The organism is Ruminococcus sp. CAG:330 (assembly GCF_000437175.1).
GTDB lineage: Bacteria > Bacillota > Clostridia > Oscillospirales > Ruminococcaceae > Ruminococcus_C.
Window position 1 is genome coordinate 32039 of sequence record NZ_FR898061.1, and the last position, 10780, is coordinate 42818.

The window sequence follows — 10780 nt, forward strand, 5'->3', positions numbered from 1 at the left end:
TTATCGCCTCTCTTGTCCTGCCAGCGTTTCTGAAATATCTACTATCCGCACATGCAGTCCGGGACGTTCCTTGTGCCAAATCTTTTCGATTTGCTCTTTTGCAACCAGAGCGTCATCTGTCCAATATCCAAGGGCGGTCATAATGTCCTTTAACGCCTTGTCCAGATTGTCCGTATCCGGTCGAGTGGTCTTGTATTCGCCGTCAACGTGTGATTTGCCCTTGTACGGGAAGCGCCACGTAACATACAACGCCACCGCTCCGGTCAGCGGCTCTCTGGGTGCGTGTGGAGCAAGTACCAGCCGCAGCAGCTGCTTTGCGTCCCTTGCCTTTGCCGTCTCGTAGACAACGACTCTGCCATTACGGATTGCATATTGCTTTTCCTGCGCCGTGGCTCTTGGCGGGTCAAAGTGAATATCAAACTCCATATGCACCGCCTCACTTTAGCCGATAATTCCGGTCGTTCCCGTTGCTGATCTGCGCCACAAATCCGCCGCAGCGCTCCCGGATGCGTCCGGCAAGAGCGGCATCCAGTCCGAACAAATCGCTTAGATGTATTTCACTGGAAATGATTGTTGGCTTTTTCCGTGCATACCGTTCGTTGATGATCTCAAAGGCAATGTTGAGTTCTCGCTGCACATCCTTGTCCGGCTGTGCCTTTTTGTTCGCCTTTTCATCATCGCTTTTGCCCTCTTCGGATTTTATCGCCGCAGATTTCAAAAAATCGTCTATGTACAGCACATCGCATTCCGACAGCTGCTGGAATTTACGATCTCTCGTGTCAAACCGCTGCATCTCACGGTACAGGGTGCGCCACATCTCGTACCTGACAGATAACCCTCGCTTTAACAGCACGCCACACACTGCTGTACACAGGTGCGTCTTGCCTGCTCCGGATTGCCCTGCCATGTACAGCCACCGTCCGTCCTGCTTGTTCGCATAGTTAACGGCGGTTGCTTTGGCTCTGGTCTGCCACGGCTCTGTGCAGACGTAGCGGTCAAATGTCATGCTTGCCAGCGCATCCGATAGCCCAGACTGCGCAATGTTCGCACGGCTTTTCCGGATTTTCATACACTCGCACTCTTTGAGTATCTGGTACCCATCACTTACGACCGCAATGTAACCACGATTTTTGCATTTCCGGCAATCATAGCCTGTCAGATTGCCCTCTGTGGCGTTGTACCAGTCACAGCGCATTTGTTCGTAATCGTCCATTGCCATGTGCTTGTCAAATTGTGCCGTCATAGCAGGCGGCAGGGATGCTGCTATCTGTTCCATTGTGTTCACCTCCCTCCGGTTTGTCGTCGTACTTGCCTTCCATGATCTTGTCAAAGTTGCCGTCCCGCATCATCCAGTCAAAATCTGCTGACCAGTCCCGATTGTTGCTGCCTTTCAAAAAGCTGCTCGCTTCCGCCTTTTCAAACAATTGCCGGAAGTCCTCCAGCGAGTGCGTCCGCATGCGTGCCTTGATTGCTTTTTTTCGGCGGTCTGACATTCCCCGGAGTCTTGGATAGCTTGTGCAGATGTCGTGGTACATGTCGGCTATCTCCTGATAGCTGACATTCTTAGACTCCGTAGGAGTCTTTTTATTTCTATCTCTTACTCTATCTCTATCTCTAATCTCTATCTCTATCTCTGTATCTACATTTTTACCGTCTGTGGGTAACTCCGTGGTAACATTGTTACCACCATCGGAAATACACGCAGTTTCGGTGCTTTCTAACCGCTTACGTTCACGGCTTTTGCGCATGAGTTCCGCCTTGGTCGTTTCAGAGCCTGTCAGGCTTTGCACTTGCTTTAGATATAGTTCACCGTTTTCTAATATTTCTATTAGACCGATTTTTTTCAGGATTTCCATCGCTACAACGACAGTATCAAACTTTGTTCGGGTGATCTCGGCGAGCTTTTTTGTGTCATACGGGATAAGCAAATCCCCAACATTGCGGATTAAAATTCCGTCCGTTTTCAACGATTTCAAACACAGTTTGAGGTAGAAAAGTACATACTCTGCACCGTGCTCCTGCTCTTCCATCCAGCTGATTGCATCATCATCAAAAAAGTCATTTTTGAGTTTCAGCCAGTAGTATTTTTGACTTTGTGCCACGATTTTCATCACGTCCTTTTTGGTGATTTGTCAATGCATTAACATATGGAGTGGCACTGGTTAGCCCAATGCCCTAGAAGCTCCGGCAGTCCAAATGAACTGCGGTTACAGGTATTTAGCCGCCTGTGGTCGCTGTTGCGGTTATCTGATAACGGGTTCCGATACGTTTAGATTGCCTGCAACTCGGCATGGACGGGCGTTCCGGAATTGCACCGGAAACCGTGGATATATGAGTCCACGGCATGACTGCATCGCCCGATTGCGGCGGCTGCCAAACCGCCGCTTGAAAGGAGTACCTATGGTTTGAAGATGTTGGAACGGTGTGCCGGAGTTGCACCGGCAGATCGTGGGGTGGACAATCCCACAACATGACTGCATCACCGCATCTGCGACGGTTGCCGAAACCGCCGCAAACAGGGGGAAATAAAAATAGGAGGTGTCCCATTCGGGGCGGTGGAGAGCGGTTTTGCGCCATGCTCAGGGCGGGAGGATTAGCCGTCTAATAGTTCGGTGTTCTTGATCTTGTCCAGTACGTAGCCCTGCAAGTTGGCAATCGGCTCCAGCGCACGTCGCACCATGTTGTCGCTGAGTCCTGTTCCAACATCCACCAGCTGTGCGACTACATTGCTTACCGGCAGTGTGATCTGGGTTTCGGCGATTTCGTTTCTGTCAGGCTTGACCATCGTATAAGTAACTGTGATTTTTTTCATGTATCCACTCCCTTGCGGATAATAGTATCTCGTTTCAGTGCCATCGTCATCAATTTTGGCATACGCTTTATTAGCCGTCATAAAACAGCTATTCTGACAGCCTGTTTTTGAACACTCTGTATTTTTCTGTGGATCACATAGATACAGAGTGTCTTTTTTCTCATCCGTTTTCATTGGATTTCACCTCCTCGGTTTCGTTTTCCCTATAGTAGACTACACGGTTTTGTTCTGCTGTCTGTTCCAGCGCTTGCTTTTGGTGTGGAAAAAGCGTTACCATTCTACGACCTTTAAGTCATGGCAATTGTAATCGCTCCACACAAATTTCCCGTAACCACAATCTTTGCAGCACAAATAGAATATTTCTTCATCGAGAACCCATTCAGTCGGCTTCTGTCCGGCTCTCCACTTGCAGCCATTCTTTTCGGCTGCCTCCAGAAAGCTTTTTTCGTTTTTCTTTGTCAGCTTCACGGCAATCTTTCCGCTTTTGAACGATTCCCAGTCGAACGGCTTTGTCCATACAAAAATTTCACTTTCCGGTACGTCGGTTACAAAGCAAAGCTTCCCTTCACGTGTCGAAATCCAGACGTTTTCTTTCGGCTCACACTTAGACAAACGAATTAACTTTTGTACGTCTTCGCACGAATCGTCATAAATAACAAACGGATTAAACTTCGTTGCCTGTTTCCCACTGCGCCAGAAAAAACCTTTCTTTTCACAGTTCTGTAAAAAGTCGTTGATGGTTTCACGGTTTACCTGTACAGAAATTTTTCCGTCACCGAACGTGAACCAATCGAAACGAGTCTTTGCCACGCCATTGCTTTCTGTGAATAACCGTTCCAGTGCCAGCTTTGCGCCAAAAGCAAAATCAAATGCATCTCCCGGAGCGCACTTTGCAACGCCTGTTCCACGCTTTTCGCCATCCATATACTGCGTAGCTGTAACGGTATTTCCGTTCCGCAGGATGACGACTTTCAATTCACGGGACAGGATTTCCGAATTTTTGTACTGTGGCACAGGCACCAGATGTTTCGAAAAATCGGAACCAGCCTCAAAAAACTCGACAGAATTCGGATTTTTACCGGAAACAGTCTCATAAAAGTATTGCATAATTCTAAAACTTTTGTATTTGCCCGTGATCTTGATTATATTGCCTGTTTCCTTACCCTCACCACCGACGAGGTACATTTTTCCAACTTCAATTTTCATTAGCAACTTTCTCCTCTCTTGTGGCGCTGCCACATAACCCTAACTCAATGTTAGGCTTTTGCTTGATACGGAGCGCTCAGGAGTTGCACCCGAGTAGTCTACTCGCTCCATCTGCGACAGCTGCAAGGCTGCCGCTTGGGGGATTTGGAGATGGTGGAGAGCGGTTTTGCGCCATGCTCAGGGCGATTCGGTTATGCGTTTTCTCGTTTCCGCTTTTCTCTGATGCGCTCCCCCGCCCATGCGTTCAACGCAATTTGTGCGACACGGTCAAGGATTGCATCAATTTCCGCCTTGTCCTTTTCCCGGTCAAGACAATAGTTGTCTGCAATTGCAATCCGTGTATTGCCGATGGTAAAGCGTTCCACAATGTGCGGATTCTTTTCCCGGCGATCTACTGGCATGACACCATCTCCCTTCGGCTAATTTTATGCCGTTATAACTTGTCCGTTGCTTGCGGTTTATGCGCTCTTTTTCTGGGGTGCTTTGCCGTCCTCAATGCCTCGGATATACGTAAGCGCCTGTACAAGTCCACGGTCGGACAGTCCATATAATTTCGCCATCTGGCTCAGGAGCTTTTCAGCGTCCTTTACTTGTCCTTGTTTTTTATTTGCCATAGTGATTTCCTCCTTTCTATTGTGTTTTCAGTTGAATTGTGGTATACTTTGTAAAAAAGGAGCGTGTTTCAAATGCAGAATATCCTCGATTTTTTCAAAGAAAACACAATGACAAAAATTTCATTCTGTCTTTCCATCGTTTCGTTCTGTCTTTCCATTTACAATTTCGTTCGCAATTTATGGGAAAATCATAAGAACCTTGAAGTTTCATTTGGCTTTATGTCCAAAATTATGGCATCCGACCAGTACATTCAAATCAACATCATCAATAAATCTTGTAAACAAATCACTGTATCAAGCATAAAAATGAAAAGTAGTTTCGGATTTTTGAATATGAAAAATGAATGCGTTCTTTATTTGGAATCAAAAAAGACGCTCGGAACAAGAGTCACATCACAAAAAAGTTCTTATACATCCGCAACCCCATTTTACATTTGCGAATTAGGTTATTACTCCGGATGTTTTGTGATTTCCAAAAGTGAAAATTATTTGAAATGCAATGAAAATGTAGAAATTATTCTTGGAACAAATCGTGGAAAAGTCAAAAAGAAAATAACCACCCCTGATTCATACGAGATTCCAAGGCACATCAGCGGTTCATAAACGCAGTGATAATTCCCATAATGATTGACAGAATTGACATCACCAGTGTTGCGTACACCATCCAGTCATCCATTTCCATTCACCTCCCTTTTTTACCCCGTAGGGCTGGACTGGTGATTTTTTAGAGCCGCACCAGCGGACGGCTTGAAAATTATTCGCCCAGTTCGTCAACGTGCTTGCCGATAGCATCTCTCGGATTGCTGTACCCAAGAACATCGGTTACATCCTTGCCCACAAACCAAGGCTCGTTATCAATTGTGATTGTGCGGACGCTGGAACCCTCATAGTTCCAAAGTTGGATTTCGTCTTTCATTTTCTTTTTCCTTTCTGTTGTATTTCCTGTCAAATTGTGATAAAATTGACAGGAAAGGGGGTGAATCATGTGAGTAAAGGGCAATTGATTATCAGTATTGTGTCAATCGCTTGTTCCAGTGCAATTTCCATTGCTTCATTGACTTTTACAATATGGAGAGAAAAGCAATATTTTCTAAGGGAAAAGAGACTGGAGCGAATCAAACGTTTATATATGCCGTTCTATAAAAATTGTGTTGCTTTTTTATATCCAGAGCATCAATTTTCAGAATTAAACGAAGATGCACAAAAATATCTTGAAGAAAAGATATTCAATAACATGGAATTTGCAAGCACAAAATCGCAAATGTATTATATCGAATTTTATAGAACATGGCTCAATAGCCCATCCAGAACGGCAGACAATTTGACAGACCCCGATGTAGACGCTGCATTTAACAGGGTCTACAGATCCCTATTATCAGAATACAAACGCCTATGCAAAAAGACAAATTTGCAAGAACCGCCATTGTCACTCTGAATGCAATCGGTGCTTCAACCTGCCATAACCTTACCATGTAATATGTCAGAAGCAGCGCATCGCACATATGAACAATTCCCAGTGCAATCATTTCCAAAGAAATCACCACCTATCTATTAGTACCATGATTGCAAGTAGAATGAAATTAAAAATCCCGTAAATCAATGCAAGCAAAATCATTTTTCATTCCTCCTGTTTGTACCTGTGCAGCCCGAGTTCTTTCAATTCCTGCCGCAGTTTATTCGCCCAGTTCGTCAATCAGTTCTTTCGACCAGCTTTCAGCGGAACCAAGTGCCACCCAACGATCACCCATTTTTTCAAAATACTGTACCATTTCTTCGTCTGTGATTTCAATCTTCTTCCATTCGTTAACCATGATAGTTCTTTTCATTTTCTTTTTCCTCCGTTTTCATTTCCCGTGACTAGCACGTTTCGTGTTAACCACTGTATATATAATACTACTTTACGTTGTATTTGTCAATAGACTTTGCCACTTTTCGTTGCATCGCACAAATTTGAAGTTGTATTTTTATGTAATATTACAAATTAAAAGTTGCAATTATAAGATTACTATTGACTTTTACTACTTTACGTTGTATAATAGAATACAACAAAAGGTGGTGATATATTGGAAATTAAAATAAAACGAGGACAAATATTAAAAGACCTACGCAAAAATTACACCAAACAAAAATTAAATCAAGCGGACGTTGCCAATATTATCGGAGTGTCTGTCCAAGCTTATCAAAAGTATGAATACGGAACAGCAGAACCAACATTTGATACTATAAATAAACTTGCCGACTTTTATGGAGTAACAACTGATTATTTATTAGGCAGACAAGAAGCAACCGATTCAAAAAACCCGCTTGACGAATTTGCCCAGCGTGAACATCTGAAAACGCTTGAAAAGCTGTTTATGCAAAAATACCTGAACTTGACAAGCGAGCAGCGGGACAAGGTGCTTGATTTTTTGCGGGAAATTGTTGCGGACGAGGCTGCCGCTGCTGCTGCGGCAGAAGAAGCGAGAAACAACATGGAGATCGTAAGAACAGCAGCACGAAAGCCTACCGCAAACAATGCGCCGCATACGGAAGCATATCCAAAAGAGCTGCTGGACGAGATGGACAGAACCGCTCCACGAACAGATAGCGATATGTAACACAAATAAAAATCACCGCTGTTCTTTCTGACACCTGCCGCATTATTCAGCTTTGCACGTTTTGCGCTTGCTGTAATTATATTATAATCACTTTTTGCGCTTTTGTCAACGCCAAATCCAGAAAAAACGTACACAAAAAGTGCTTTCTCTGTTTTGCACAAAAACGCGTATCGAAATTTTAAATATGCTTATTCTGTGCTTTTTATAAGATTTTCATTGGTATTCAAACACATTTTGTGTATAAGCATATTTATAGACAGGAGGCGATATTATGCTAAAAGATACTCTCAAATTATTAAGAGAGCAAAAAAATCTTACCAAAAAACAAGTGGCGGATGCAATTGAAGTCACAGAACGTGCTTATATTACTTATGAATATGGTCAACGTGATGTTAGTACAGAAACGCTCCAAAAACTCGCCGACTTCTACGGTGTCACCACGGACTATCTCCTCGGCAGACAAGAAGCAACCGATTCAAAAAAACCGCTTGACGAATTTGCACAGCGAGAGTGTCTGAAAAATCCAGAAAAAGTCTTTTTGCAAAAGTATCTGGAATTGACGGATGACCAGCGAGACAACGTTCTTGACTTCTTTCGCAGGGTTGCAGAGGGCTTGCACGAAGAAACGTAGTCCATAAATAAAAAATCACCTCAATGGTATAATAGCCATTGAGGTGATGATAAAACATGGATTATGGTGTCTATAAAAATGCACGGAACGCAAGCTGGCAGTGCCTGATTGACTGTGGCGTGTCAGAATTGCCTGTCAAGCCAACACGGATTGCATCGCATTATGGCGTGGAATGTATCGAATTTGCCCCGCTGCTGCAAGACGGAGAGGCAGGGAGAATCCTACAGCGAGCAGATGGCAGAATACAGATTGTATTGCATCCAGACCAGCCTGCTCCCAGAAAGCGTTATACTGTCCTGCATGAGTTAGGGCATTACCTGTTGGGACATCTGGGAACGGAACCACTTGCACGCAGTCACAACGATATCACACAGCCAGAAGAGTATGCAGCAGAGCGTTTTGCTGCCGATGTGCTGATGCCTGCGTGCGTTCTGTGGGGCTTACAGCTGCACACTGCGGAAGAGATCGCCCAAGTATGTGGCGTGTCTCTGACAGCCGCACAACGGCGTTCTGAACGGATGACGACGCTATATCAGCGTAATATGTTCTTGGTGCATCCATTGGAGAGGCAAGTATACCGTCAGTTTGAGTCATTTATCCGGACAAACAAGTAAAAACGCCGCACCTGCTCTAACAGGTACGGCGAATTGATGGAGGGATGCTATGATAGTACGAAACCATTTCTATTATAGCACATTTCCCCCGAAAAATGCAAGAGGGAATCAATAATGGAAACATATTGCATCTATCTCCGGAAATCACGTGCAGATGCGGATGCAGAGGCACGTGGTGAGGGAGAAACGCTGGCACGGCATGAACACATCTTGTCAGAGCTAGCAAAGAAACAGAAATATCACATCTCTAAAGTATATCGGGAAATCGTATCTGGCGAAACGATTGCTGCCCGTCCGCAGATGCAGCAGCTGTTGCAAGACGTGGAATCTGGTATCTATGCCGGCGTGCTGGTCATGGAGGTGGAGCGTCTCGCCCGTGGTGACACCATAGATCAGGGCATTGTGGCGCAGGCGTTTAAGTACTCTGATACAAAAATTATCACACCGGTTAAAACCTACGACCCGAACAACGAATACGACGAAGAGTATTTTGAATTTTCTCTTTTTATGTCCCGCCGTGAATACAAGACCATCAAGCGCCGTATGCAGGCAGGACGCTTTGCAGCCGCCAAAGAGGGTAAGTATGTTGGCAATGTCCCGCCCTACGGGTATGACCGCCAAAAGCTTGACCATGACTCCGGATTTACGCTGGTGCCCAATCCGGAGGAGGCGAAAATAGTCAAGATGATTTTTGAATGGTATGTCCATGGTGCAATTATGGAGGACGGGACAAAGCAACGACTCGGCAGCACATTGATTGCGTACCGCCTCCATGATATGGGATTTACCACACGCAAGGGCGAGAGATGGAGTCTGAACACTGTCCGCAGCATCTTGACCAATCCGGTATATGCGGGAATGATACGCTGGGGATATCGACCGCAAAAAAAGGTCATGAAAAACGGAGCTGTCACCAAGAGCCGCCCGAATATAACAACGGATGATTATGTACTCGTAAGAGGGCTGCACGAGCCGCTTATATCGCAGGAAGATTATGACGCAGCGCAGGAGCTGGCGCATGACAAGCGCACCATCCCCAAGGTCAACATGGATAAAACATTGAAAAACCCGCTTGCAGGCATTTTGATCTGTAAAAAATGTGGGAAATTTATGACACGTAGACCGTTCGGCGCAAAAAGGAGACAAGACACAATATTGTGCAAAACACCTGATTGTGACAATGTGGCATCTGATCTATGCCTTGTAGAGCAGCGCATACTGGATAGCCTCCAAGCGTGGCTGCATCACTACGAAATGCAATGGCAGGGACATCAGCCTGCTCCCGAAATAGATAACAGTGAACAGATCGCCGCTATAGATGCTCTTAAAAAGGAGCAGGAAAAAGCCAAGCAGCAGCTGGAAAAGGCGTATGATCTGCTGGAACAGGGCATCTATGACACCAACACCTTTGTAGAGCGTTCCGCCACGTTAAAAGCAAAAATCTCTGACACGCAAAAAAGAATTGAAAAACTGGAACACAACATGCAGGAGCAGTCATCAAGAGAGCGGGAAATGCAGGAACTGATACCAAAGGTACGGCATCTCCTCGCCGTGTATGATACGCTGCCGGATGCGGCGGCGAAAAATCAGATGCTTTGTCAGGTCATCGAAAAGGCAGAGTATTACAAGGCGCACAGTGCACGATGGCATGGTAGCGTTGACGATTTTGAGGTTGTGATCTATCCGAAGTTACCGAGATAGCGTTATTTTTATTTATGTATAGCATGTGTGTTCCGACGAGCTGGCGCACGTGGAGATCATTTCCGCCATTGTCTATCAATTAACACAAGGACTGACACCGGAGCAAATCAAGGAAGCGGGCTTCGACACCTACTTCGTCGACCACACCTTGGGGGTATATCCCCAGTCTGCCGCCGGTGCTCCTTTCACCGCCGCCTATTTCCAGTCCAAGGGCGACCCCATCACTGACCTGACGGAAGACCTTGCGGCGGAGCAGAAGGCACGCACCACGTACGACAACATCCTCCGGCTGTGTGACGACCCCGATGTGCGGGATCCCATCAAGTTCCTGCGGCAGCGGGAAATCGTCCACTTCCAGCGCTTCGGCGAGGCACTCCGTGCGGTGCAGGAAGATCTGGATACGAAAAACTTCTACTGCTGCAATCCCTCCTACGACTGCGGCTGCGGAAGAGCCGCAAACCGGATGCGAAAAATGCGGTAACAAGTGCCGGCGGACGAAACACCGTCCCTGAAAATGCAAAAAGCCTGCCGAGAATCGAATCCCCCGGCAGGCTTTGCTGCGTCTATTCTCAGAGCTTGTGTTCGTAGGAAATATATGCGGATTT

15 protein-coding genes and 1 pseudogene are annotated in these 10780 nt (G+C 45.8%); 7 read left to right on the top strand and 9 right to left on the bottom strand.

Going from position 1 to position 10780, the window contains the following annotated elements; all coding sequences use genetic code 11:
* From QZL66_RS07415 to QZL66_RS07445, 7 genes are all read right to left on the bottom strand, one after another.
* Positions 1-426, bottom strand: coding sequence for a RusA family crossover junction endodeoxyribonuclease (locus QZL66_RS07415; RefSeq protein ID WP_022411101.1), 426 nt, complete (start codon positions 424-426; stop codon positions 1-3).
* A 10-nt stretch (positions 427-436) separates the two neighbouring features.
* Positions 437-1276, bottom strand: coding sequence for an ATP-binding protein (locus QZL66_RS07420; RefSeq protein WP_022411102.1), 840 nt, complete (start codon positions 1274-1276; stop codon positions 437-439).
* Positions 1227-2111, bottom strand: coding sequence for a phage replisome organizer N-terminal domain-containing protein (locus QZL66_RS07425; protein ID WP_022411103.1), 885 nt, complete (start codon positions 2109-2111; stop codon positions 1227-1229). The genes QZL66_RS07420 and QZL66_RS07425 overlap by 50 nt, the downstream gene beginning before the upstream one ends.
* Before the next feature lie 482 nt (positions 2112-2593).
* Positions 2594-2812, bottom strand: a complete 219-nt coding sequence (locus QZL66_RS07430; RefSeq protein ID WP_293601965.1) for a hypothetical protein — start codon at positions 2810-2812, stop codon at positions 2594-2596.
* Between the two features lie 270 nt (positions 2813-3082).
* Positions 3083-4018 (bottom strand): hypothetical protein, encoded by a 936-nt coding sequence (locus tag QZL66_RS07435; protein ID WP_022411105.1) that lies wholly within the window; start codon positions 4016-4018, stop codon positions 3083-3085.
* A gap of 191 nt (positions 4019-4209) precedes the next feature.
* Positions 4210-4419, bottom strand: a complete 210-nt coding sequence (locus QZL66_RS07440) for a hypothetical protein (RefSeq protein WP_022411106.1) — start codon at positions 4417-4419, stop codon at positions 4210-4212.
* 57 nt (positions 4420-4476) lie between these two features.
* The gene (locus tag QZL66_RS07445; protein ID WP_022411107.1) at positions 4477-4632 is read right to left on the bottom strand and encodes a hypothetical protein; all 156 of its coding nucleotides are present in this window, start codon (positions 4630-4632) and stop codon (positions 4477-4479) included.
* A gap of 72 nt (positions 4633-4704) precedes the next feature.
* Here QZL66_RS07445 and QZL66_RS07450 point away from each other — a divergent pair, with 72 nt between their 5' ends.
* Entirely contained in the window at positions 4705-5235 is a 531-nt protein-coding gene (locus tag QZL66_RS07450) for a hypothetical protein (RefSeq protein WP_022411108.1), read from the top strand.
* 151 nt (positions 5236-5386) lie between these two features.
* Here QZL66_RS07450 and QZL66_RS07455 read toward each other — a convergent pair whose 3' ends face one another.
* Positions 5387-5548 carry a BRO-N domain-containing protein gene (locus QZL66_RS07455; protein WP_022411109.1) on the bottom strand — a complete coding sequence of 54 codons (162 nt, stop codon included), beginning with the start codon at positions 5546-5548 and terminating at the stop codon, positions 5387-5389.
* Between the two features lie 69 nt (positions 5549-5617).
* On the opposite strand from QZL66_RS07455, the gene QZL66_RS07460 reads away from it, so the two are divergent.
* Entirely contained in the window at positions 5618-6067 is a 450-nt protein-coding gene (locus QZL66_RS07460) for a hypothetical protein (RefSeq protein WP_293601967.1), read from the top strand.
* A 238-nt stretch (positions 6068-6305) separates the two neighbouring features.
* Here QZL66_RS07460 and QZL66_RS07465 read toward each other — a convergent pair whose 3' ends face one another.
* Positions 6306-6458, bottom strand: coding sequence for a hypothetical protein (locus QZL66_RS07465; RefSeq protein WP_022411110.1), 153 nt, complete (start codon positions 6456-6458; stop codon positions 6306-6308).
* A gap of 237 nt (positions 6459-6695) precedes the next feature.
* Here QZL66_RS07465 and QZL66_RS07470 point away from each other — a divergent pair, with 237 nt between their 5' ends.
* The 5 genes and pseudogenes from QZL66_RS07470 to QZL66_RS07490 all read left to right on the top strand — a co-directional run.
* Complete coding sequence (locus tag QZL66_RS07470; protein ID WP_022411111.1) at positions 6696-7229, top strand: helix-turn-helix domain-containing protein; 534 nt, start codon at positions 6696-6698, stop codon at positions 7227-7229.
* Between the two features lie 271 nt (positions 7230-7500).
* Entirely contained in the window at positions 7501-7860 is a 360-nt protein-coding gene (locus QZL66_RS07475; RefSeq protein WP_022411112.1) for a helix-turn-helix domain-containing protein, read from the top strand.
* Between the two features lie 56 nt (positions 7861-7916).
* Positions 7917-8474 (top strand): ImmA/IrrE family metallo-endopeptidase, encoded by a 558-nt coding sequence (locus QZL66_RS07480; RefSeq protein ID WP_022411113.1) that lies wholly within the window; start codon positions 7917-7919, stop codon positions 8472-8474.
* A 114-nt stretch (positions 8475-8588) separates the two neighbouring features.
* Positions 8589-10175: a recombinase family protein gene (locus QZL66_RS07485; protein ID WP_022411114.1), complete on the top strand. Its 1587-nt coding sequence runs from the start codon at positions 8589-8591 to the stop codon at positions 10173-10175.
* 25 nt (positions 10176-10200) lie between these two features.
* Positions 10201-10656: pseudogene (locus tag QZL66_RS07490) on the top strand (manganese catalase family protein); the annotation flags it as partial.
* Between the last annotated feature and the right edge of the window lie 124 nt (positions 10657-10780).